The sequence below is a fragment of the Pseudomonas chlororaphis genome (genome assembly GCA_001023535.1).
Classification (GTDB): Bacteria; Pseudomonadota; Gammaproteobacteria; order Pseudomonadales; family Pseudomonadaceae; genus Aquipseudomonas; species Aquipseudomonas chlororaphis_E.
In genome coordinates this window covers 1612227-1636724 of sequence record CP011020.1, presented here as the reverse complement: position 1 = coordinate 1636724, position 24498 = coordinate 1612227, and the positions used below count along the sequence as shown (strand labels likewise).

The following is a 24498-nucleotide window of genomic DNA, read 5'->3' as shown; positions in this document are numbered from 1 at the left end:
AAACCAGAGATTTCTTCTAGACTCCGCCCATCCGTCAGGGAGTAAAACGGTCATGCGGCGTTTGAGTAGTTGGGTTGTGGGATTGACCTTTGTAGCGTGCGGCGTTCAGGCGCAAACGCCTGATGCAGGCGATCCGTTGCTCGAGAGCAACGCGGCGGCCAGTGCACCGGCTGGCAATGAGGCGCGTGGGGTGCTTCGGGCGCGGGATCAGGCGGTACTGGCGAGTGAATTGGCCGGGCGTATTGTCGAGTTGCCATTCAGTGAGGGCGAGTCGTTCAAGAAGGGCGATACCCTGGCGCGGTTCGATTGCTCGGCCTATCAGGCCCAGCTCAATGCGGCCCAGGCGGCCAGCCGTGGGGCCAACGAAGAGTTGGCGCATAACCGGCAACTGGAGGCATTGAAGTCGGTCGGGCGTTTCGAAGTGTCGCGGGCCGAGGCCCGGGTCAGCGAGGCGCAGGCGCAGTCCCAGGTGTACCAGGTACAGGTCAAGCGTTGCAGTGTCATCGCGCCGTTCGACGGCCAGGTGGTGACGCGCAAGGTCCAGCGTTATGAAAGCGTGGCGGCCGGCGCGCCGTTGCTGGATGTGGTCGACAACCGCACCCTGGAAATCCATCTGCTGGTGCCGTCGCGCTGGATGGACCGGCTCAAGCCCGGCCAGCCGTTCACCTTCATCCCCGATGAAACCGGCAAGCCGTTGCAGGCCACGGTCAAGCGCCTGGGCGCGCGCATCGACGAGGGCAGCCAGACCTTGCTGTTGGTGGCGAGCGTGCCGGATGCCAGCGGATTATTGTCCGGCATGAGCGGTACGGCGCGTTTTGCGGAGCCCAAGTGAACGCGCCGATAACGGGCAGCACCGAGCAGGTGTTCGCCCGCTTTCTCGACCTTGAGCGCCAGACGCGGGCAGCCCGCACCCCGGCGCAGTTGAGCTACAGCCTGGTCAACGACGGCCAGGCGTTGTTCGGGTTTCGCCATGCCGCGCTCTTGATTGCCGGCAAGGTGCACGCGGTGACGGGCGTCAGTGCCGTGGAGCCCAACGCGCCGTTCGTGGCGTTCGTCGAGCAGGCGGTGGCCCAGTTGTTCAAGCAGGGGCTACTGAACCAGGCCCGGGTGATCGCCGCCGACGGTGTCAGTGAATCCATCCGCGCGGATTGGCGCAGCCTGTCGGCCGGGCAGGTGTTCTGGCTGCCGTTGGTCGATCATCAGGGCCAGGTGTTCGGCGGCTTGTGGCTGGCCCGCGACTTGCCGTGGACCCCGTCTGAACAAGTGCTCTTGTCGCAACTGGGCGACACCTACAGCCATGCCTGGCTGGCTTTGCAACCGCGCAAGCCGTGGCGCCTGCGCTGGACGCGCAAGCGCCAGGTGGCGCTGGTCGCGGTGCTGTTGCTGGGCCTGCTGATCCCGGTGCGCCAATCGGTCCTGGCCCCGGCCGAAGTAGTGCCGCTGGGCGGACAAGTGGTGGCGGCACCGTTGGACGGCGTGATCGCCGAGTTCATGGTCAAGCCCAACCAGGCCGTGAAGAATGGCGACCTGTTGTTGCGTTTCGAAAGCACCAGCCTCAAGGCCCAGGCCGATGTTGCCGAGCGGGCATTGGGGGTGGCCGAAGCGGAGCTCAAGGCCAATTCCCAGCGCTCGTTTGCCGATGCAGAGTCCAGTTCCAAGGTGGACCTGCTGGCCGCCCGTGTCGAACAGAAGCGGGCCGAACGCAACTATGCGATGGAGCTGCTCAAGCGCAGCGAGGTACGTGCCGAGCGCGACGGTATTGCCGTGTTTGCCGATGCCGAGCGCTGGCTCGGCAAGCCGGTGCAGACCGGCGAGCGGCTGATGGAAATTGCCGATCCGAACCAGGCCGAGTTGCGCATCGAGCTGGCGGTGGGCGATGCGATTGCCTTGGAGCCCGGCGCACAAGTGGCGCTGTTTCTCGACAGCGATCCGTTGCAGCGGCACCTGGCCTGGCTCGAACGTTCGGCCTATGAAGCGCAGCCCACGGCGGGCGGCCAACTGGCCTACCGACTGGATGCGCGCTTCGACGCCACGGCGCCGCGCATCGGCCTGCGGGGTACGGCCAAGGTCTTTGGCGAACGCGCCCCGTTGGCTTTGTACCTGTTGCGTCGACCACTGGCCGGGCTGCGCCAGAGCGTAGGCCTGTAGCATGGACCTGCCGAGCCTGCGGCCAGACTTGCAATTGTCCCCGGCGGCTCCAGACCCCGACGGTTCTCCGCAATGGACCCTGGCCGACCCGGTGCGTGGGCGTTATTTCAAGCTGGGTGCGGCGGCGATGCGCATGTTGCGGCATTGGTCCCTGGGCGACCCGGAGCGGGTGCTGCAAGCGGCGAATCGCGAGCCGGGCCTGCCCCTCAACGGTGAGTCGCTGGAACAGTTGCTGGGTTTTCTGCGGGGCCATGATCTGATCAGCGCGATGGACCCGCAACAGCGCGACAGCTACCTGTTCAAGACGGCGGCCCGGCGCCAGAGCCTGTGGCAGATGCTGCTGCACCAATATCTGTTTTTCCGGATTCCGCTGTGGCGCCCGGACGCCTTCCTCAATCGTGCCTGGCCCTGGCTGGCACGCTTTGGGCCCAAGCTCTTGCGTTATGGACTGCCGCTGACCCTGGGGCTGGGTATTTTCCTGGTGTCGCGCGATTGGCAGCGGTTCCTGGCGACGTTTCCGCACCTGTTCAGCCTGGGCGGCGCATTGGCGTTCGGCGCGGCGTTGTTTTTTGCCAAGCTGTGCCATGAGTTCGGCCATGCGTTCATGGCCAAGCGCGCCGGTTGTCGGGTGCAGAGCATGGGCGTGGCGTTCATGGTGCTGTTGCCGATGTTCTATACCGATGTCAGCGACGCCTGGCGGATCAATGACCGGCGGGCGCGGTTGTTGATCGGTGCCGGTGGCGTATTGGCCGAATTGCTGTTGGCGTGCATCGCCCTGCTGGCCTGGTCGCTGTTGCCCGACGGGCCGGCACGCACCGCCGCGTTCATGTTGGCCAGCGCCACCTGGATCACCACGCTGGTGATCAACTTGAATCCCTTCATGCGCTTCGACGGGTATTTCCTGCTCAGTGATTTCTGGGCGGTGGATAACCTCCAGGGGCGTGCATTCGCCCTGTGTCGCTGGCGCTTGCGCGAAGCCTTGTTCGGCTATGGCGTGGCGGCCCCGGAACCCTGGTCGCCGAAGATGCGCCGTCGCTTGCTGGTCTGGGGATATGGCTCGTGGTTATGGCGGGCGGCGTTGTTTTTCGGCATTGCCCTGGCGGTCTATCACCTGTTTTTCAAGGTGCTGGGCATTTTCCTGATGATGGTGGAATTGGTCTGGTTCATTTTTATGCCCATCGTGAATGAATGGCGGCAATGGTGGAGTCGCCGTGAACAGGCCCACGGGCCGCGGGTGCTATTGAGCGGCCTGGTCTTGCTCGCGCTGGTGCTGGCGTTGCTGCTGCCCTGGCGCAGCGCCGTGGAGGTGCCGGCGATGCTCGAAGCGGGGCGCGCCAGTGCGTTGTATGCGCCGGTGGCGGCGCGGGTCAAACAGGTGAATGTGCGCGACGGCCAGACCGTGGCCCAAGGCGACGTGCTGATTGAACTGGAGTCGCCGGACATGGCTTCGCGCCTGGTCATCGTGCGTCGGGAAATCGAGATCCAGCAGTTGCAGATGCGTCGTCAGGCCGGACGCAGCGAGACCGCCGCCGATGCCGGCATCGTCGAGCAGCAGTTGGCCGAGGCGGTGGCGGAGTACCGGGGCCTGGTCGCCCAGCGCGAGCGCCTGTTGCTGCGTGCGCCTCATGCCGGCCAGGTGCGCGACCTGCTGCCGCAACTTTCGGTGGGGCGCTGGCTGTCGCCCACGCAGCCGCTGGCGCGGGTGGTGCAGACCGATTCTCGCCTGCGTGGGTACCTGACCGAGGCCGAGCTGTGGCGAGTCAGTGCCGGTGCCACGGGGCGGTTCATTGCCGACGATCCGATGCACCCGTCGATTGCCGTGCAACTGGATGAGATCGACACCAATGGCGTGGCCTGGGTCGAGCAGCAGGCGCTGACCTCCGATCATCACGGACCGATTGCGGTGCGCCGTGATTCGCAGCAGCGGGCCGAGCCAGTGCAGGCCCAGTACGGCGTGCGCTTGAGCGCGGTCGAGGACGGGGTTGCGCCGCTGCAACCGCTGCGTGGCGTGGTGGTGTTGCAGGGGCATGGCGAGTCGGTGCTGGGAGCGGCTTGGCGCCGGTTGGCGGCGCTGGGCGTGAGGGAAAGCGGATTTTAAGGAGCGAACATGAATTCAGTGGCGGCAGACGGATTGGTGGTGCGGCCATCGCGGGTCAGCGATGGTCCGTTCATGCAGCGTCTTTACCAGGCGGCGCGTCCGGATTTGCAATGGATCGACGGCGAGCACGAGCAAGTGCAGCAGGTGATCGCCCAGCAGTTCCAGGTGCAGGAACAGGGCCTGGGGGAGAACTTTCCCAATGCCATGCATTACGTGGTGGAGAAGCTCGGCACCGCCATCGGCGCCCTGAGCACGGATTTCGGCCCGAATGAAATCCGCGTGCTGTACCTGGCCTTCATCCCCCAGGCGCGGGGGCAGGGTTACGGCAGGACGGTGCTGCAAGGGGTGCAGAAAGCCGCGCAACACATCCGCTGCCCGGTGGCCACCGTGGTCTGGACCAGCAACCCCCATGCCCGGCGGCACTACCTGGCGCTGGGCTTCGAGGTGCAAGAGCGCAGCCCGGCGGCTGAGCGGCTGGTGTGGTATCCGAAAGGCGACTGACAAAAACACCGACTTCTGTGGGATCGGGCTTGCTCGCGAAAGCGGAGTGTCAGTCACCAGATTTTTATCTGAACCACCGCATTCGCGAGCAAGCCCGTTCCCACAAAAAGCACAGCTTTGCGGCGGCCTCAGTTACGCGAAGGGAAGAGCCCGTTCAAGGCGATGCTGAAGTTGATGGCCAGGAACGGGTTCATGATCGCCATCGGCAGGCCATTGCCCGTCGGGGCCACCGTTCCGCTGACCGTGGTGGTCACGCCTTTGAGCGGCACCGGTGTGGCGCCGACCTGGTCGGAATAGATATTCGCCGCACCCGGCCCGGTGCCCGAGGTGCCAATGAACGAATTGGTGGGCGTGGGCGCGTTCGCCGGGTTGCTGGCCGGGTTCGCCAACTGCACGGTGGTGGCAGCGGTGATGCCCGTGAGGGTGTGGGTGTGGGTGGGCAGGTTGTTCAGGGTCGCGGTGACGTTTTCGGTGCCGGAGACCTCGCCGATGACCCGCGGGGTCAGGCCCAGCCCGTTGCCCTGGCCCATCGGCAGGCGACCTTGCAGGTTGGGGAGCATGAAGTTGGTCTGGCCGTTGCCGCCGTAATAGGTGCCCAGCAGCGAGAACAGCGCCTGGTACTGCGAAATGGCGAGCGTCTGTCCATTGCACAACGCCCAGCCACTGGGTGCGAAGTTAAAGGCAAAAGACTGGATAGTGCCCATGAATACTTCCATAAATTCCTCATCCCTCAGGTTATTGGTCTGGTGTGGCCAGAGAAGAAGATTGCGTTCAGCCCGATTCCCTGTTCCCTGGCCTGATCACGCACGGCTGAGCGTAGACGCGGTTGTGGCACTCTGCCGGCGGCCTTGGCGGATCGCTGCAAGACCTGTGTACACCACAGATCCCACAGGGTTGCCCCCAACGCTAGTGCCTGTGTGGCTAATTCGTTTACTCAACTTCGGCGCCAGGACTTGAGTACTCGAATTAACCGTACAGGCCACTAGTTGAACGCGATGTAGTAATAGCCCAGCGTGGAGTCACGGCCCATGGGGGGCACCCGTGACACGAACACCCCTTCGAGCCGGCCCAGTTCGGGCACGTCCAGCGCACACAGGCCATCGACGAACTCGGTGGTTTCCAGGCTGTTGAACGCCACGCTGAACGGCATGCGCTCGGTGTTCGGCATCTTGGCCCTGGGGGTTTGATCGAGGGTCTCGAACTGTATGGGCAGGCAACTGCCGTCGGGCAGGGTCAGGCGGCTGGTCTGGCCCAGCAAGGGTTGGAAATGGTGGCTATGAACCGCTTGCAGCATGTCGATACTCCAACGGACCGCCGGGCCATGGCCCGGCGGTAGGTCATCAATTGCGGGACGGGAAGTAACCTTGGAGGGCGATGCTGAAGTTGATCGCCAGGAACGGGTTCATGATCGCCATCGGCAGGCCATTGCCCGTCGGGGCCACCGTTCCGCTGACCGTGGTGGTCACGCCTTTGAGCGGTACCGGTGAGGCGCCGACCTGGTCGGAATAGATATTCGCCGCGCCGGGCCCGGTGCCCGAGGTGCCAATGAACGAATTGGTGGCCGTCGGCGTGTTCGCCGGGTTGCTGGCCGGGTTCGCCAGTTGCACGGTGGTGGCGGCGGTGATGGCCGTGAGGGCGTGGGTGTGGTTGGGCAGGTTGTTCAGAGTCGCCGTGACATTCTCGGTGCCGGCGATGGTGCCGATGACCCGTGGCGTCAGGCCCAGGCCATTGCCCTGGCCCATGGGCAGGCGGCCTTGCAGGTTGGGCAACTGGAAGGTGGTCTGGCCATTCCCCCCGTACGTCACGCCGATCAGGGCAAACAGTGTCTGGTACTGGGCCAGACTGAGCGTCTGCCCGTTGCACAGGGCCCAGTCCCTGGGGGCGAAGTTAAAAGCGAAGGGTTGGATAGTCCCGATGAATACTTCCATAAATGCCTCATTCCTCAGGTGATTGGTCTGGCGTGCGTCCGGCAGGCTGGGGAAGGGAGCGATCAGCCCGACGCCTTCATTCCCTGGCCTGTCACGCACGGCTGAGCGTAGACGGGGATGTCTGATTTTGCCGGGGGAGGCACGAGGAAAATTCTCCTGGATCGGCTAAAACGATTCAGTGGCGCCCGTGCTTCTACCGCCCATCTTTTTTGTAGGACAAAGTTAATTTGATATCAAAGTACTACTAGGCGGCGTTTGTTTCCTAGGCTACGCTTCGGACACAAAAGGACTACACACGGTGAAGGGATTGTCGCAGTTTCACTTTATTTCCGGCCTGCCGCGCTCAGGCTCGACCCTGCTGTCGGCGATTCTGCTGCAGAACCCGCGCTTTCACGCCGGCATGACCAGCCCCGTCGGTTCGCTGTTCAGCAGTGTGCTGCAACAATGCAGCGCCGGCAGCGAGTTTGGTTCGGTGATCGACACGGACCTGCGCCGCCGTCTGTTGCGCGGGCTGTTCGACTCCTACTACGCCGACAAGGCCGACAAACCTGTCATCTTCGACACCAATCGCCAGTGGTGCGCGCGCCTGCCGGCCCTGCAAGACCTGTTTCCCCAAGCCAAGACCATCGCCTGCGTGCGCAACGTCGCCTGGGTGCTCGACAGCCTGGAGCGGCTGTATCGCGCCAATCCCTTCGAGAATACCAAGCTGTTCAACGACGATGACGAACGCAACACCGTCTACAGCCGGTGCGAAACCCTGGCCCAGCGCAACCGCCTGGTGGGGTTTGCCTGGACAGCGCTCAAGGAAGCCTATTACGGCGAGCACGCCGAGTCGCTGTTGATCGTCGATTACGACCTGCTGAGCCAGGCGCCCGAGCGGGTGATGCGGCTGGTCTACGAGTTCATCGGCGAGCCTTGGTTCGAGCACGACTTCAATCACTTGACCTACGACGCACCGGCCTTCGACCAGGCCTTGGGCGTTGCCGGCCTGCACAAGGTCAAGCCCCAGGTCGCGCCGCAAGTGCGGCGAACCCTGCTGCCGCCGGACCTGTTCGAAAGATTTTCCGAGTTGTCGTTCTGGCGCGATGGGTCTGCCAGCGCGGCCAATGTCATCCGTATGAAAACCGACGCCGCGCTCAGCTGATCGCGGTTTTTTTCATTTGCGTGTTCAAGCAGTTCGAGTCCAGGTGAACGTCATGTGGTGGAGCAAAGGTAAATCGCGGGTAATCGAGGGCACCCAGGCCCTGGCATCGCCAATGATCATGTCGCTGGAGCCGCGCATGCTGTTCGACGGCGCGGTGGCCGCGACCGTGGCCGAAGCCGCGCAGCCGGAGGCCCATCCCACGGCTGACGCCGCCAAGGCGCCGACGGCCGACCAGCCTGCCGATACCCACGCGCCCCAGGGCCAGGTGGATGCCACCGAGGCGGCCGTTCCGGGCAAGTCCGTGGTGTTCATCGATTCGCGGGTCAAGGACGCGGCCAGCCTGCTCGATGGCGTCGCGGCCGGTACCCAGGTGGTGCAGCTCGATGCGACCAAGGACGGCCTGCAACAGATTGCCGATTACCTGGACAGCCACCAGGGCGTGAGCTCGGTGCAAATCATCGCCCACGGCAACGCCGGCGATTTGTGGTTGGGCAACGCCTACCTGTCGGCGGACAACGTCCAAGCCCGCAGCGAAGTGCTGGCGCAGATCGGCCAGGACATGAACGTCGGTGGCGACATCCTGATCTACGGCTGCTACACCGCCGAGGGCGACCGGGGCCTGGCGCTGGTCGATTCGCTGGCGCAGTTGACCGGCCGCGACGTGGCGGCCTCCAATGATCGCACAGGCCTGGGCGGCGACTGGGACCTGGAAATCGCCACCGGCACTATCGAAAGCACCAACGTGCTGTCCGCCAGCGCGATGAGCCAATACCAGTGGGGCCTCGCCACCTGGACCGCCACCAATAACGCCAACACCGGCGTGGGTTCGTTGCGTGCGGCCCTGGCTTCGGCGCAGAACGGTGACATCGTGACCTTCAGCAGCGGCATGACCGTTGCGCTGACCCAGGTGCTGGTGGTCAACAAGAACGTGACCATCGACGGCGACCTCAATAACGACAACGTGGCCGATGTCACCCTCGATGGGCAGTTCCGCACCCAGGTCCTCAACGTGACGTCCGGTACGACGGCGACCCTCGATGGCCTGGTGATTACCCGCGGCATGGTGGCGGGCGACGGGGGCAATGGCGGCGTCGATGCGGCGGTCGCCAAGGCCGGCGGGATCTACAACGCCGGGACCCTGACCATGCGCAACGTCACGGTCACCGCGAACGCTGCGTCGGGCGGTGGCGGCGGTGGCGGCGTGACGCCGCAATATGCCGGTGGTGGCGGCGGTGGTGGCGGGGCGGTCGGCAGCGGAACGGGTGGCCGGGGCGGCGATACGATCAATGCCACAGGCTCCGTTGGGTCGACCGGACAGGGCGGCGCCGGCGGTGGCTTCTTCAATATGGGCGGGCGGGGCGGCAATTCCACCGGTGGCGCCGGTGGTGCGGCGTATCCGGGCTACAGCACCGGATCGGCCGGCGGCACGGCGGCCAGCGCAGGCCTGTCCATTGGCGGCGGCGGTGGCGGTGACGGCTACAACGCCGTGGGCGGTGCGGGTGGCGGCGCGGTCGGTGGTATCTACAACGACACCGGCGCGACCCTGCGCATCATCGGCAACTCGGTGATCTCCAACAACATCGGCGCCGGTGGCGGCGGCGGTGGCGGTGGCGCCGGCGGTGGCTACACCCACACCGGTGGTGCGGGCGGCGTCGGCGTTGGCGCCATCTGGAACAAAGGCTCGATCCTGATCACCGCCGCCAACTTCGCGGCGCTGTCGGGTAACGTCGGCGGCAGCGGTACCGGCGGTGGCAGTGCCGGCTCTGCGGGTACTTCGCCGGCCTCGGTGGCGAACGTCTATGGCGATGGCGGGACCATCAACACCAACTATGTGCCGGACGTCACGCCACCGACCGCGACTGTCGTGGTGGCCAACCCCAACCTGAACTCCGGTGGCACGTCGCTGGTGACCATCACCTTCTCCGAAGCCGTGACGGGCCTCACCGCGTCCGACCTGACGGTGCAGAACGGCACCGTAGGCACCTTGAGCAGCAGCGACGGCGGCATCACCTGGACCGGCACGTTGACGGCGGCCAGCAACATTGCCGACACCACCAACGTGATCACCCTGGACAACACCGGCGTCGCCGACCTGGCCGGCAACGCCGGCGTGGGGACCACCACCTCGAACAACTACGTGGTCAACGACACCGTAGCGCCGACCGCGACCATCGTGGTGGCCGATACCACGCTCACCAGCGGCGAAACCTCGGCCGTGACCATCACCTTCAGCGAAGCGGTGACCGGCTTCACCGCTGCCGACCTGACGGTGGCGAACGGCACGATCACCGGCCTGAACAGCGCCGACGGCGGCATCACCTGGACCGCGACGCTGACGCCGACCGCCGATATCACCGATACCACTAACCTGGTGGTGCTGGACAAGACCGGTGTCGCCGACCTGTCCGGCAACGCCGGCGTGGGCACCACCAACTCCAACAACTACGCCATCGATACCCTGCGCCCGACCGCCACCATCGTGGTGGCCGATCCGTCGCTGAGCATCGGTGAAACGTCCCTGGTGACCATTACGTTCAATGAAGCGGTGACCAGTTTCACCACCGCCGACCTGACCGTCGCCAACGGCACGGTGACCGGGTTGAGCAGCAGCGACGGTGGCATCACCTGGACCGCGACCTTGACGCCGACCGCCAGCGTCAGTGACACCACCAACGTGATCACGCTCAACAGTGGCGCCGTTGTCGACCTGTCCGGCAACGCCAATCTGGGCACTGTCGACTCCAATAACTATGCGATCGACACGGCGCGTCCGACCGCCACCATCGTGGTGGCCGACCCTACACTGTCGGCCGGCGAAACTTCACTGGTGACCATTACCTTCAGCGAGGCCGTGAGCGGCTTTACCCTGGCCGACCTGACGGTCGCCAACGGCTCTCTGAGTGGCCTGAACAGCAGTGACGGCGGCATTACCTGGACCGCGACGCTCACACCGACCGCCAGCATCACCGACGCCACCAACCTGATCGTGCTGGCGAACACAGGCGTGTCCGACGCCGCCGGTAATGCCGGCAGCGGTACCACCAGTTCCAACAACTACGCCATCGACACCCAGCGCCCAACCGCCAGCATCGTCGTGGCCGATTCGGCGCTTAGCATTGGCGAAACGTCGTTGGTGACCATCACCTTCAACGAGGCGGTGACCGGCCTCACCACGGCCGACCTGACCGTGGCCAATGGCACCGTGTCCGCGCTGAGCAGCAGTGACGGCGGCATCACCTGGACCGGCACGCTGACCCCGACCGCCAGCATCAGTGACGCCAGCAACGTCATCACCCTGGACAACACCGGCGTGAGCGATGCCGCGGGCAACGCTGGCACCGGTACCACCAGCTCCAACAACTACGCCATCGACAACGTGCGGCCTACCGCGACGATCGTGGTCGCCGACAGCACCTTGAGCATCGGCGAGACGTCCCTGGTGACCATCACCTTCAGCGAAGCGGTGACGGGCTTCTCCCTGGCCGACCTGACGGCGGCGAACGGTGTCTTGAGCGGCCTGAGCACCAGCGACAACATCACCTACATCGCGACCTTCACCCCAAGCGCGAGCATCAGTGACACCACTAACCTGATCACCCTGGATAACACCGGTGTCGTGGACGGGGCGGGCAACGCCGGCACCGGCACCACCGATTCGAACAACTACGCCGTCGATACCCTGCGCCCGACCGCCACGATTGTGGTGGCGGACAACGCGCTGAGCGTTGGCGAAACGTCCCTGGTGACCATCACCTTCTCCGAAGCGGTCACAGGTTTCGACAACTCGGACCTGATCGTGGCCAACGGCACGCTCAGCGCGGTCAGCAGCAGCGACGGCGGCTTCACCTGGACCGCCACCCTGACCCCGAACCTGGGCGTCAGCGACGCCAGCAACCTGATCACCCTGAACAACACCGGTATCAGCGATGCGGCGGGCAATACCGGCAGCGGCACCACCAACTCCAACAACTACCAGGTCGACACCAACGTGCCCACGGCGACCATCGTGGTGGCCGATACGTCGCTGAGCATTGGTGAAACGTCCCTGGTGACCATCACCTTCAACGACGCCGTGAATGGCTTCGACAACAGCGACCTGACCATCAGCAACGGCACCCTGAGCAGTGTGAGCAGCTCTGACGGCGGCGTGACCTGGACCGCGACGTTCACCCCGAGCGTCGGCATTTCCGACACCAGCAATCTGATCACCCTGGACAACACCGGCGTGCGCAATGGCGCGAACAACGCCGGGGTCGGCACCACCGATTCGAACAACTACGCCATCGACACCGTGCGCCCAACGGCGACCATCGTCGTGGCCGACACGGCCATTGCCGCTGGCCAGACCTCACAGGTAACCATCACCTTCAACGAGGCGGTGACCGCGTTCACCAGCGCCGACCTGACGGTTGCCAACGGTGTGATCTCCGGCCTGAGCAGCAGTGACGGCGGCGTCACCTGGACCGCGACCTTCACCCCGACCGCGGGCGTCACGGACACCAGCAACGTCATTTCGCTCAACAGCGGCGCCATCGCTGACTTGGCCGGCAACGTCAACGTCGGCACCACCGACTCGAACAACTACGGCGTCGATACGCTGCGCCCGACCGCCACCATTGTGGTGGCGGACAACGCGCTGAGCGTTGGCGAAACGTCCCTGGTGACCATCACCTTCTCCGAAGCGGTCACCGGTTTCGACAACTCGGACCTGAGCGTGGCCAACGGTACCCTGAGCGCGGTCAGCAGCAGCGATGGCGGTATCACTTGGACCGCGGTGTTCACCCCGGCCCTAGGCATCCGGGACACGACCAACCTCATCGTGCTGGACAACACCGGCGTGAGCGATGGGGCGGGCAATGCCGGCACCGGCGCGACCAGCTCCAATAACTACACCATCGACACCCAGGTACCGACCGCCACCATCGTGGTGGCCGATCCGTCGCTGAGCATCGGTGAAACCAGCCAGGTGACCATCACCTTCAACGAAGCGGTGAGCGGTTTCGACAACAGCGACCTGACCATCAGCAATGGCACGCTGAGCAACGTGTCGTCTTCCGACGGTGGCGTTACCTGGACGGCTACGTTCACACCGAGCGCGAGTGTTTCCGATACCAGCAACCTGATCACCCTGGACAACACCGGTGTCGTCAACGTCTCGGGTAACGCTGGTGTAGGCACCACCGATTCCAACAACTACGCCATCGACACCGTGCGTCCGAGCGCCACCATCGTTGTCGCCGACACGACCCTCGCCGCGGGCGAGACGTCGCTGGTGACCATCACATTCAGCGAAGCCGTGAGCGGCTTTACCATTGCCGACCTGAGTGTGGCCAACGGTACGGTCAGCGGCCTGACCAGCAGCGATGGCGGCATCACCTGGACGGCGACCTTTACCCCGAGCGCCGGCATTTCCGACACCAGCAACCTGATCACCCTGGACAACACCGGCGTGGCCGACCTGGCGGGCAACGCGGGCAGCGGCACCACCGATTCCAACAACTACGCCGTCGACACCCAGTTGCCGACCGCCACCATCGTGCTCAGCGATACAACGCTCCGGCCGGGTGAAACCGCGCAGGTGACCATCACCTTCAGCGAGGCGGTGACCGGTTTCACCAACGCCGACCTGACGGTGGCCAACGGCACCTTGAGCGCCGTCAGCAGCAGCGACGGCGGCCTGACCTGGACCGCCACGTTCACCCCGACCCAGGGCGTGAGCGACGCCACCAACCTGATCACCCTGGACAACACCGGGGTGAGCGACGCGGCGGGCAACGCGGGCGCGGGCACCACCGATTCGGCCAACTACGCGGTCGAGACCCGCGTGCCCACCGCCACGATCGTGGTGGCCGACAACGCCCTCAGGGTCGGTGAGACCTCGCTGGTGACCATCACCTTCTCGGAAGCGGTCAGCGGCTTCGACAACAGCGACCTGAACGTGAGCAACGGCACCCTGAGCAACGTTTCGTCCAGCGATGGCGGCGTGACCTGGACCGCGACGTTCACGCCGGCGAGCAACATCACCGACACCAGCAACCTGATCAGCCTGGATACCGCCGGCGTGGTCAGCGTCTCGGGCAACAGTGGCGTCGGGGTGGTGAACTCCAACAACTATGCGATCGACACGGTGCGCCCAGGCGCCACCATTACCCTGGCCGATACCCGCCTGGGCATCGGCCAGACCACCACCGTGACCATCAGCTTCACTGAAGCGGTGACCGGTTTCGACCTGTCGGACCTCAGCGTCGCCAATGGCGTGCTGTCCAACCTTGCCAGCAGCGACGGCGGCTTGACCTGGACCGCGACGCTGACGCCTACCGCGGGCGTCAACGATGCCACCAACCTGATCCTGCTGGACGCCAGCACGGTGCAGGACATTGCCGGCAACGCCGGTGTGGGCGTCGCGATCTCCAGCAACTACGCCCTCGACGCGACCCGGCCGACCGCGACCATCGTCGTGGCCGACTCGAACCTGACCGTGGGCGAGACGACCCAGGTGACGTTCACCTTCAGCGAAGCGGTGACCAATTTCGACCTGTCGGACCTCAGCGTCACCAACGGTGAACTGACCAACCTGACCACCAGCGATGGCGGCAGGACCTGGACGGCGACGTTCACGCCGACGGTGAACCTCACCGACCCGAGCAACTTCATCGCCCTGGACACCAGCAACGTCAGTGACCAGTCCGGCAACGCCGGGGCCAGCGTGGCGGTGTCCAACAACTACGCGATCGACACCGTGGTGCCCAACGATGTGAAGCCGCCACCGGAGTTCCTGGTGTCGGACCCGGTCACCGTGGTGCCTCCGACCGAGGTGCCGTTGCAACCGGTGGTCTTCACGCCGCCCACCGGCAACCTGGGCTCGCCGCTGGGCTTCCCGCCGCTGTTCGAACAGCGGGATGTGGGCGGTGGGCTGGATCCGATAGGCGATATTTTCATCAATCGTGGTGAACTGGCGCCGAGCTACATCGCCCAGGTCTTCAGCAGCGACGCTGCCGGCGATGGCTCGGGCCATGGGTTCCTGGGCTTTGGCGGTGGCGATGGCGGAGTGTTCGGCAGCAGCACGCTGGCGACGCTGTTCAACCACGACTCCGTGTCTGACAGCGAGTCGATGAACGCCTTCGGCAGCTCATCGATGCAGGGTGGCGATGTGTCCCAGGGGCTGCGTGGAATGTTTGGCGCACCGACCTTGGGCCAGCAACTGCAACACCTCAAGGACACAGAACAACGTCAGGTGGATAGCCTGGCAGTGGCTTTGCAACAGGTCGGCATCAGCCAGGTGCAGGCCTGATAAAACTAAAAAATTGGGGCAGCCAGGGGCAATCCAGGGAATGAATAGAAGTCAGAAGTTATTCGCAGTCAGTGCGCTGGCGTTGGTGGTCAGCGGATGTGCCGTCACCAGTGAGCCGATCGATCGAAGCGTCAGCGAACAGCGCGCCCGAACCGATCTGCAGAACATGTACAAGGACCAGGAGCCCCTCAGTGGCCCGCTGACCCTGCACCAGGCCATGGCCCGTGCGGTGAAGTACAACCTTGAAGGCCGCTTGAAGATCATGGAGGAGGCCCTGGCCAAGCGGCAGCTGGACCTCGCCAGTTTCGACATGCTGCCGCGCATGGCACTGGATGCCGGCTATGTGGGCCGCAACAATGTCAGCGCCTCCAGTAGCCAGAGCGTCGAAACCGGCACCCAGTCCCTGGAACCGTCGACCTCCCAGGACCGCGACCGTGAGGTGGCGGACCTGACCATGGTCTGGAACGTGCTCGACTTCGGCGTGAGCTACATCAGCGCCAAGCAGGCCGGCGACCAGCGCCTGATCGTCCAGGAACGCCGGCGCAAGGTGATCAACACCATCGTTCAGGACGTGCGCTCGGCCTACTGGCGCGCCATGGCTGCCGAACGGCTGCTCAAACAGATCGACAGCCTGATGGCGCGGGTCGAGTCGGCGCGCGGCAACAGCCAGAGCATGAGCGAGCAACGCATCGGTGACCCGGTGCAGGCCCTGGGTTACCAGCGCTCGCTGATCCAGGCGACCCGCCAGCTCGAAGAGCAGCGCCGGGCGCTGTCGTTGGCCAAGACCGAACTGGCAACCTTGATCAACTTGCCCCTGGGCACCGAGCTGACCCTGGCGACCCAGGATGAGTACGAGATTCCGGAGCTCAAGGTCGACCTGTCCCGTCTCGAACAGGAAGCTCTGGCCAGCCGCCCGGAACTGCGCGAGCAGGACTACCAAACGCGCATCACCGCCGCTGAAACCCGCAAGGCCATGTTGCGCCTGTTGCCGGGGCTGGAGTTCTCCGCCGGCGGGCACTACGACAGCAACTCGTTCCTGGTGGAGCAGGGCTGGGCCGACTATGGCGTGAAGGTCACCTGGAACCTGTTCAACGTGATCTCCGCCCCGGCGGCCATCGACGTCGCCAAGGCGGGCGAGGAAGTCGCTTCGGCGCGGCGCCAGGCAATGTCGATCGCGGTGCTGGCGCAGTTGTACGTCGCCAACGCCAACTATCGCGAGGCACTGCGCCAATTCAAGACCAGCCAGCAGCTGTCGGACATCGACGGGCAGATCGTCGGCCAATTGCGCAGCCGTCACCAGGCCGCGGGCATTGGCGAGCTGGACCTGATCCAAGGCGAGTTGAACACCTTGCAGGCTGATCTGCGCCGGGACCTGGCCTATGCCGACCTGCGCAACGCCTACGGCCAGATATTCGCCAGCGCCGGCCTCGACCCACTGCCCAACGAAGTGCAATCGACCGAGGTCCAGTCGATTGCCACGGCGTTGGCCAGCCGTGAAGCGGCGTGGGCCCAGGGCAATATCGCCGTACCGACGGCCGCGGTGCCCAAGTAACGGCGCGCGCCTAGGATGCGCCCGGCGTTTTCCCGGCTGCCGCTGACGGTTGACCTGCCATTGCTGTTGCAAGCCTTGGCAGGTGTTGTCGAGACGCGCTGGCAGGGCCATTTCAACAGCGCTTACTACAGCGGTGACTGGAGTGGCGTGGCGCTGATTACGCCGGCGGATGCCTTGACCGAATTGTCGCCGGGGCGCGGCCAGCCTGTGATCCGCGAGCCGTGGTCCAGGGATGAGCGATGGCAGGCGGCGCTGGGCGATTGGCCCCTTCAGATCGTATCGGCCCGGTTGTTGCGACTGGGGCCCGGTGGCTGCATCCACGAACATCGCGATTATGACCTGGGCGGGCCGGACGCCGACCTGCGCCTGCATGTGCCGTTGCTCAGCGCGCCGGGCGTGGACTTCTGGCTGGAGGGGCAAATCATTCCGATGGCGGCGGGCGAGTGCTGGTTTCTCGACCTGGCGCGTCCTCATCGGGTGGTCAATCGCAGCGCTTGGCCGCGGGTTCACCTGGTGCTCGATTGTCGCCCCGGCCCCTGGCTGGAGCAGCAGATTGCCGATGGGCTGCCCACCACGCCCGTGCCGGGCAACGGGCCAAGCGACCTGGCCCGGTTCCAGCAATGCGTGGCGGGCGACCCGAACCTCGCTCAGGCCCTGCAAGGCGTGCAGGACGTCGAGGCGTTCATCGAATGCGCCCTCGCCCTGGGTGCCCGGCAAGGGTTGCACTTTTCCCGGGAAGAATTGCGCACGGCCATGCGCCACGGTCGACGGCAGTGGAGCGATCAATGGAAGGCCTGAACCTGCAAGGCTGGCTGCCGATTCGCGTGTGGCAAGAGGCCGGGCAGTGGTGGGTCGACTGGTGCTGGTTCGGCGACAAGCCCTTGTCGCAACCTTTCTTTGGCGATGCCGTGGAAGACGTCTTGCGCCTGCCCTTCAACCAGGCGTTCCGGCGCCAGACTCCCTTGCACGCACTCGCCCAGTGGCAGCACCAGAGCCCGGGCCTCGCCCCCAGTGCGTTCATCTTCCATGCCTCGCGCTGCGGCTCGACGCTGATCAGCCAGATGCTGGCGCAGTTGGACGATCACATCGTCATCTCCGAACCGCCACCGCTGGATCGGTTGCTGCGCAGTGACCTGCCTGCCGCCGAACGTTGCGCGGCGCTCAAGGGCTTGCTGTCGGCCTACGGGCAGCCTCGTCGCGGTGTGGAGCGACGATTGGTGATCAAGCTCGACGCCTGGAACATTGGTGAGCTGTCGCGGCTGCGGGAGTGTTTTCCCGACACGCCCTGGCTGTTCGTGTACCGCGATCCGCTGGAAATCGCCGTGTCTCACCTGCGCCGCCCCGGCATGCACATGGTGCCGGGAATGATCGGCCCGAGCGTGCTGGACGACGGAGTGCCGTACACCGGCCCGGAAGATTTCATTGCGCGCAGGGTCGGGAAATTGCTGCAGGTTGGGCTTGAGCAGTGCCAGGCATTGGCCGCAGTGGCCGTGAACTACACCGAGCTGCCCGAGGCCATGGCGGGGAGGCTGGCGGATTTTTTCCAGCTTGATGAGGCGCAGCGCAGGCAAGCGTTCGCCACCGTGGGGCGACACGCCAAGCAGCCGGCGCAGGGGTTTACCGGGGATAGCGAAGAGAAGCGCCGGGAGGCGTCGGCGCTGTTGCGCGAGCTGGTCATGCGCTGGGCGCAGGGGCCCTATGAAGCGTTGAAGTCACTGCCCCCGTAGCGGGGAATCAAACCCGCTTTTGTGGCGAGGGGATTTATCCCCGTTGGGCTGCGAAGCAGCCCTAAAGCAGCGAACTCAATCTTCCTGGCACACCGAGCTGGCCGATTCGGGGCCGCTTCGCAGCCCAGCGGGGATAAATCCCCTCGCCACAGGGGGATGCTTGCTCTGTGGGTCAAGGCTTGTTCGGTGACAACTCAGCCATGCCCTTGAGCAACTCGATCGGCAGGGGGAAGACGATGGTGGAGGATTTGTCCCCGGCGATCGACCCCAGCGTCTGCATGTAGCGCAGTTGCATGGCACCCGGTTGGCGCCCGAGCATTTCAGCGGCCTGCATGAGTTTTTCCGAGGCTTGCAGCTCACCTTCGGCATGGATCACCTTGGCCCGGCGTTCCCGTTCGGCCTCGGCCTGGCGGGCGATGGCGCGGATCATCGACTCGTTGAGGTCCACGTGCTTGATCTCGACGTTCGCCACCTTGATGCCCCAGGCGTCGGTCTGGGCATCGAGCACTTGCTGGATGTCGCTGTTCAACTGCTCGCGCTCGGCCAGCAACTGGTCCAGGTCGTGTTTGCCGAGGACCGCGCGCAACGTGGTCTGGGCCAGTTGGCTGGTGGCCATGAGGAAATTCTCGACCTGGATGATTGCCTTCTGTGGGTCGAGCACGCGGAAGTACAGCACCGCGTTGACCTTCACCGACACGTTGTCCCGGGTGATCACATCCTGGGGCGGCACGTCGAGCACAATCGTGCGCAGGTCGACGCGGATCATCTGCTGCACCACCGGAATCAGCAGGATCAGCCCCGGCCCCTTGACCTGCCAGAACCGGCCCAGTTGGAACACCACTGCGCGTTCGTATTCGCGCAGGATCCGGAAGGTCGAGGCCGCCAGTGCGATGACCAGCAACAGCAGCAGCGTAAAACCGATCTGCATACCCATCTCATGCTCCTTGTGAATCAGCCGGGGCCACTTCCAGCAGCAGGCCTTTGCGGGCCATGACCCGCACCGCCTGCCCGGTTCGCAGCGGCGTGACGCAGTTCACCTGCCAGCGTTCGCCTTCCAGTTGGACCCAGCCATGATGGTGGTTGCCGGCCTGCAACGCGGTCACCGTCGTGACGTTGCCCAGCAGCGCAGCATCGCCGGTGACCGCTTGGCGTGGTCGGGTTTTCAGCGCCCGGATCACCAGCGCCACCAAGAGCAGGGCGCTGATCACGCCCAGGCCCATCATCAAGGGCACCGGGACCTCGGCGTTGGTCAGGATCACCGCGCCGATCACGCACAAGACAATCCCGCCCAGTCCGGCAATGCCGTAGTTGGGCAGCGCCGCCTCGGCGGCCAGCAAGGCCACGCCCACTGCGATCAGCCAGAAGCCCAGTGGATCGATCCCCGACGGCACCAGGCCATCGGCACCGAACGCGGGCCCGCTGATCGCCAGCAGCGCAACCGTCAACCAGTGAATGTTCACGGGATCCTCCGCAACGTGTCGTTGTCGGGATGTTTACTCAAAGTCTAGTCGAGTCGGGGCTGATTGAATTTTGATCAGTCTGGCGGTCGGCGAGGGGCTAGACTGCGAAGAAACACCCCGCCATCCCCATGATGTTCAGGAGGCCCGATGCACACCCCAATTCACCCTCTTTCCTCATTATTCAAGCAACTGGGCTTGCCCGATGACGCTCAGGGTATTGATCAATTTATAACCAGCCATTCACCCCTCAAGCCTGAGCTGCACTTGGCCGATGCGTTTTTCTGGAGCGAGGGTCAGCGGCAGATGCTGCGCGACGAGCTCCTCGAGGATGCGGACTGGGCGGAAGTGATAGACCAGTTGGATGTGTTGTTGCGCAAGGGGCGCAGCGAGTGATGCAGAAAACCTGTGGGAAATGACAATTATTCTTTATGGTTATTAATAAATAGCTTCTTATTCCTTAAATAATATAACTCTCCTCCCTATACTCGTCCGGGAACAGACACGCAGGAGAGCATCCCCATGCGCAACGAATCGATTCGCTACCTGATTGTGCCGGGCTGGCAAGGATCGCCGGAAAACCATTGGCAAACCCACTGGCAGAACAGCCTGCCCAACAGCGCCAGGGTCGAGCAGGCCGATTGGTTGACGCCTCGGCGCGAGGACTGGGTCGCGGCGCTGGCCGAGGCCATCGCCAGCGACAGCACGCCGGTCATCCAGATTGCCCACAGCCTGGGCTGCATCACGGTCGCCCATTGGGCCGCCACCGCGCCAGCGCAGTACCTGCGGCAAGTGCGCGGGGCGTTGCTGGTGGCCCCGGCGGATGTCGAGCGGCCGGCCTGCACCCCGGCGTTGCGCAATTTCGCGCCGATCCCTATGGACCTGCTGCCGTTTCCCAGCCAGGTGGTGGGCTCTGACAACGACCCTGCCGTGAGTGCCTCGCGGGCCCTGGAACTGGCGCGCCACTGGGGCGCCGAAGCCGGGATCCTGGGCGGGGCCGGGCACATCAATGTGAAGTCCGGCCACCAGCGCTGGGAGCAGGGTTTCGCCTATCTCTATCGCCTGCAGAACCGCATGGAGCATCACGCCCTGCGTCGCGCCTGACGCTGCGTTGTATCTGCCCTGAATTCAAGAGTGCCCCTCCGTCTGCCGGCGGTATGGCGCGGAGACTGCCATGAGTTTGCATGAAACCTTCGGTCAGCCATTGCTGACCTTTCCCGAGGCGGAAAAAAGCCCCCTGAGCATCCGTGCCAAGGCGCTGGTGTTCGTCGATCCACGTTCGCGCCAGTTGCGCCAGGCCCTGGAGCAACTGGCGCCGCGGGCGATCTCGGTGCTGATACGCGGTGAAACCGGCACCGGCAAGGAGTTGCTGGCCCGGCACATCCATCGCGAAAGCGAGCGCGGCGGGTTGTTCGTGTCCGTCAACTGCGGCGCCATCAGCCCGACCTACGCCGATGCCGAACTGTTCGGCTATGCCGCCGGCAGCTACAGCGGTTCGGCCAGCAGCCGGGCCGGTTGGTTCGGTTCGGCCAACGGCGGCACCCTGTACCTGGATGAGATCGGCGATTTGCCGCTGCCGATCCAGGTCAAGTTGCTCGCCGCCCTGGAAAACCATGAAGTCACTCGCGTCGGTGCGCACCAACCCAGCCCGGTGGACGTACGCCTGGTCGCGGCCACCAGCATCGACCTGGCGCAGGCGGTGGAGGCCGGGAAATTTCATCAGCGGCTCTACCATTACCTCAGCGAAGGGCACCTGGAACTGCCGGCCCTGCGCGAACGGGTGGGCGATATCCTGTCCCTGGCCGAGTACTTCCTGGGCATCTACAGCCAGCGCCTTGGCCTGGCGGTGCCGCTGATCAGCGAGGCAGCCCAGCGTGCGTTGGAGCGACACAGTTGGCCGGGGAACACCCGCGAGCTGGAGAACGTCATTCATTTTGCGTTGCTGGTCAGCACCGGGGAGGAGATCCTGCCGGAACATTTGAACCTGCCGGCGCAGCCATCGGTGCTGGCGCTGATCGAGCAGCAGGTGGCGCAGGTCATTGCTCGTGGTACCGACACTGAACGCATGGCGCTCAAAGCGCTGCTCGCCCGGCTGGACCAAGCGGTATAAAACCTGTGGCGAGGGCGCTGGCACCCGCTCGGTTGCGCAGCCGCCGTAATATTTTCAGGGCCGCTTCGCCCGAGACGTCGGACCGTCCCAGCGGGAGCAAGCTCCCTCGCCACGGTCGGTTACTTATATGAGCAAAATGAATATGAATTTGAATAAAAGATATTGTTAAGGCATAAAAAATATCGGTATTGTCCGTCTCACGCCAGCGATAGCACTTCGCTGGCACTCTCACTTTCTGGCTGTCGCCGCGGGCGACGGTGATTCTCGATAAGGACACTGCATGAAAAAGGTTCTGTTGTTTACCGCATTGGCGGCAGCCCTGACTTCGGGCCTGGCCCAGGCGGCGGAAAAACTGGTCGTGGCCGCCACCCCGGTGCCCCACGCCGAGATCCTCGAACTGATCAAGCCGGCCCTGGCCAAGGAAGGCGTGGACCTGCAAATCAAGGTCTTCACCGACTACGTGCAACCCAACGTACAGGTCGACCAGAAGCGCCTGGACGCCAACTACTTCCAGACCCTGCCGTACCTCAAGAGCTTCAACGAAGGCAAAGGCACCAACCTGGTGACCGTTATCGGCGTGCACGTCGAACCCTTCGGCGGCTACTCGAAGAAAGTCAAAAGCCTGGCCGAGCTCAAAGACGGCGCCACCATTGCCATCCCCAACGAAGGCAGCAACAGCGGTCGCGCCCTGATCCTGCTGCAGAAGGCGGGCCTGATCGAGCTCAAGGATCCGAAGAACGCCCTGGCCACGCCGAAAGACATCGCCAAGAACCCGCACAACTTCAAGTTCAAGGAGCTGGAATCGGCCATGCTGCCGCGTGTGCTGGACCAGGTCGACCTGGACATGATCAACACCAACTACGCGCTGGAAGCGGGTCTGAACCCGGCCAAGGATGCTTTGGTGATCGAAGGTTCGGATTCGCCTTACGTGAACTTCCTGGTGGCGCGTCCTGACAACAAGGACAGCCCGGCCATCCAGAAACTGGCCAAGGCCCTGACCAGCCCTGAAGTGAAGGCGTTCATCGAGCAGAAATACAGCGGCGCGGTATTGCCGGCGTTCTGATCGAGCCAAGCTGACGCGTTTGTGGCGAGGGGATTGATCCGCTCGCCACAATGGCACATCGATTCTGCTGTGCTACGCAGCTCTGTTCTTCAGCGCTCGGCGCAGGGCCACGAGCAGTTTGACCACGTCTTGCGGGGCGAGTGGTTGGGGGGCTTTCACGTTGGCCATTCAATTCTCCTTGTGTGTGTCGCCAGAGAGGCTGGCGGTTGGCTGCGTTTCCTTGGCGGGCGATCAAACCCGTCCTGCAGCGCAAGGAAAATAGTCCCCCTGCAACGCTTGTGCAAATCCTGCCGGTCAATCCGGCCAGTTCCAGGCCGGCATATCCAGCATTCCCTGGCCCACCACTGCGGTCTGTCCCAGGTCTTTTTCCAGCACGATGCAATTGCAGTCCTCGTCTTGTTGCAGGGCGGCGATCAGGCGCGTGGCATGGGACACGACCCAGATCTGGCAATTGGCCGAGGCGCGGATGATCAAGCGTGCCAGGGCCGGTAGCAGATCGGGGTGCAGGCTGGTTTCAGGTTCGTTGAGCACCATCAGCGACGGCGGTCGCGGTGTGAGCAGGGCGGCGACCAGCAACAGGTAGCGCAGGGTGCCGTCCGACAGTTCGGCGGCGGACAGCGGACGCAGCAGGCCGTGCTGCTGGAACGCGATCGCGAAACGCCCACCTTGGAGTTTTTCGATGTGCAGCCGGGCGCCAGGGAACGCATCGCCAATGGTGGCGTGCAACGCCTCGACGTCGCCGATCTCAAGGATGGTCTGCAGGGCGGCGGCCAGGTCGCGGCCGTCGTGGTGCAGCACCGGCGTGCGAGTGCCCAGTTGTGGCTGGCGTACCGGGGCGTCGGCGTCGCTGCGAAAGTGGTCGTAGAAGCGCCAGCGTCGGATGAATTCGCGCATCTGGAACACCTCCGGCGAGGAGCGCAAGCTGCCGACCTGATCGAACAGGCTGTCGAAGGTGGGCGTGTGCTGGGCCAGTACATCCCAGGCGCGGCCTTCGCGGGCACGGATCATTGGCCCGTTGCGGTCCACCAGCAGACTGGCGGGACGAAAGACCGGGCCGGCCCAGATGCATTCGCGCTTGATTTCAGGGTCCAGTGAAAACGCCGAGAGGCTGGGCTCCGGCAGGCCCAGGGCGATCGAATAGCTGAAGTCTTCCCCGGCAAAGCCCAGGCGCAGGCGCTTGGTGCCCTGACGCACGATGCCCTGCACAGGCACATCGCCGCTGCGCATGCGTCGGCTGATTTCCTCCGGCCCGGCCCAGAAGGTCGAGTCCAGGCCACCTTCGCGGGCCAGGGCGTTGACCACGCCACCCTGCGCGGTTTCAGCCAGCAGGCGCAGGGCGCGGTACAGATTGGACTTGCCGCTGCCATTGGGGCCGGTGATCAGGTTCAGCCGCCCCAAGGGGATCACCAGCTTGTTGATGGAGCGGTAGTTGGCCACCGCGAGTGTTCTGAGCATGGGCGATTTCCTGCTGTCGGGTTA

At 64.4% G+C, this 24498-nt stretch carries 19 protein-coding genes; 13 read left to right on the top strand and 6 right to left on the bottom strand.

Going from position 1 to position 24498, the window contains the following annotated elements; genetic code table 11:
- The first annotated feature begins 52 nt into the window (after positions 1 to 52).
- The 4 genes from VM99_07050 to VM99_07035 are packed head-to-tail and all read left to right on the top strand — an operon-like array spanning position 53 to position 4747.
- Positions 53 to 832: an RND transporter gene (locus VM99_07050; protein AKJ97831.1), complete on the top strand. Its 780-nt coding sequence runs from the start codon at positions 53 to 55 to the stop codon at positions 830 to 832.
- Positions 829 to 2148, top strand: a complete 1320-nt coding sequence (locus VM99_07045) for a multidrug transporter (protein AKJ97830.1) — start codon at positions 829 to 831, stop codon at positions 2146 to 2148. Before VM99_07050 ends, VM99_07045 begins: the two co-directional genes overlap by 4 nt.
- A gap of 1 nt (position 2149) precedes the next feature.
- A complete protein-coding gene (locus tag VM99_07040; protein ID AKJ97829.1) occupies positions 2150 to 4246 on the top strand; it encodes a peptidase M50 in 2097 nt (698 codons plus the stop codon).
- 9 nt (positions 4247 to 4255) lie between these two features.
- A complete protein-coding gene (locus tag VM99_07035; GenBank protein ID AKJ97828.1) occupies positions 4256 to 4747 on the top strand; it encodes an acetyltransferase in 492 nt (163 codons plus the stop codon).
- A 128-nt stretch (positions 4748 to 4875) separates the two neighbouring features.
- Here VM99_07035 and VM99_07030 read toward each other — a convergent pair whose 3' ends face one another.
- The 3 genes from VM99_07030 to VM99_07020 all read right to left on the bottom strand — a co-directional run bounded on the left by VM99_07030 (position 4876) and on the right by VM99_07020 (position 6675).
- A complete protein-coding gene (locus tag VM99_07030; GenBank protein ID AKJ97827.1) occupies positions 4876 to 5463 on the bottom strand; it encodes a tail protein in 588 nt (195 codons plus the stop codon).
- 266 nt (positions 5464 to 5729) lie between these two features.
- Positions 5730 to 6041, bottom strand: a complete 312-nt coding sequence (locus VM99_07025; protein AKJ97826.1) for a hypothetical protein — start codon at positions 6039 to 6041, stop codon at positions 5730 to 5732.
- A gap of 46 nt (positions 6042 to 6087) precedes the next feature.
- On the bottom strand, positions 6088 to 6675 hold the full coding sequence (locus VM99_07020; GenBank protein AKJ97825.1) for a tail protein: 588 nt from the start codon (positions 6673 to 6675) through the stop codon (positions 6088 to 6090).
- A 298-nt stretch (positions 6676 to 6973) separates the two neighbouring features.
- Here VM99_07020 and VM99_07015 point away from each other — a divergent pair, with 298 nt between their 5' ends.
- Genes VM99_07015 through VM99_06995 form a run of 5 tightly spaced genes read left to right on the top strand, consistent with a single transcriptional unit; the run spans position 6974 to position 18389 of the window.
- Complete coding sequence (locus tag VM99_07015; protein AKJ97824.1) at positions 6974 to 7819, top strand: sulfotransferase; 846 nt, start codon at positions 6974 to 6976, stop codon at positions 7817 to 7819.
- Positions 7820 to 7871: 52 nt separating this feature from the next.
- On the top strand, positions 7872 to 15110 hold the full coding sequence (locus VM99_07010) for a glycosyl hydrolase (GenBank protein AKJ97823.1): 7239 nt from the start codon (positions 7872 to 7874) through the stop codon (positions 15108 to 15110).
- A gap of 40 nt (positions 15111 to 15150) precedes the next feature.
- Entirely contained in the window at positions 15151 to 16662 is a 1512-nt protein-coding gene (locus VM99_07005; GenBank protein ID AKJ97822.1) for a transporter, read from the top strand.
- Positions 16663 to 16677: 15 nt separating this feature from the next.
- Positions 16678 to 17460: an aspartyl beta-hydroxylase gene (locus VM99_07000; protein AKJ97821.1), complete on the top strand. Its 783-nt coding sequence runs from the start codon at positions 16678 to 16680 to the stop codon at positions 17458 to 17460.
- Positions 17448 to 18389 (top strand): aspartyl beta-hydroxylase, encoded by a 942-nt coding sequence (locus VM99_06995; GenBank protein AKJ97820.1) that lies wholly within the window; start codon positions 17448 to 17450, stop codon positions 18387 to 18389. Before VM99_07000 ends, VM99_06995 begins: the two co-directional genes overlap by 13 nt.
- 172 nt (positions 18390 to 18561) lie before the next feature.
- Here VM99_06995 and VM99_06990 read toward each other — a convergent pair whose 3' ends face one another.
- Both VM99_06990 and VM99_06985 read right to left on the bottom strand, forming a co-directional pair.
- Positions 18562 to 19323 (bottom strand): membrane protein, encoded by a 762-nt coding sequence (locus VM99_06990; protein AKJ97819.1) that lies wholly within the window; start codon positions 19321 to 19323, stop codon positions 18562 to 18564.
- Between the two features lies 1 nt (position 19324).
- Positions 19325 to 19849 carry a serine protease gene (locus VM99_06985; protein ID AKJ97818.1) on the bottom strand — a complete coding sequence of 175 codons (525 nt, stop codon included), beginning with the start codon at positions 19847 to 19849 and terminating at the stop codon, positions 19325 to 19327.
- 147 nt (positions 19850 to 19996) lie between these two features.
- On the opposite strand from VM99_06985, the gene VM99_06980 reads away from it, so the two are divergent.
- The 4 genes from VM99_06980 to VM99_06965 all read left to right on the top strand — a co-directional run bounded on the left by VM99_06980 (position 19997) and on the right by VM99_06965 (position 23019).
- Complete coding sequence (locus tag VM99_06980; protein ID AKJ97817.1) at positions 19997 to 20242, top strand: hypothetical protein; 246 nt, start codon at positions 19997 to 19999, stop codon at positions 20240 to 20242.
- Positions 20243 to 20368: 126 nt separating this feature from the next.
- On the top strand, positions 20369 to 20950 hold the full coding sequence (locus VM99_06975; protein AKJ97816.1) for an alpha/beta hydrolase: 582 nt from the start codon (positions 20369 to 20371) through the stop codon (positions 20948 to 20950).
- Between the two features lie 70 nt (positions 20951 to 21020).
- Positions 21021 to 21956, top strand: coding sequence for a Fis family transcriptional regulator (locus VM99_06970; GenBank protein AKJ97815.1), 936 nt, complete (start codon positions 21021 to 21023; stop codon positions 21954 to 21956).
- 280 nt (positions 21957 to 22236) lie between these two features.
- A complete protein-coding gene (locus VM99_06965) occupies positions 22237 to 23019 on the top strand; it encodes a methionine ABC transporter substrate-binding protein (protein ID AKJ97814.1) in 783 nt (260 codons plus the stop codon).
- A 294-nt stretch (positions 23020 to 23313) separates the two neighbouring features.
- Here VM99_06965 and VM99_06960 read toward each other — a convergent pair whose 3' ends face one another.
- Positions 23314 to 24474 carry an ATP-binding protein gene (locus VM99_06960; GenBank protein AKJ97813.1) on the bottom strand — a complete coding sequence of 387 codons (1161 nt, stop codon included), beginning with the start codon at positions 24472 to 24474 and terminating at the stop codon, positions 23314 to 23316.
- Between the last annotated feature and the right edge of the window lie 24 nt (positions 24475 to 24498).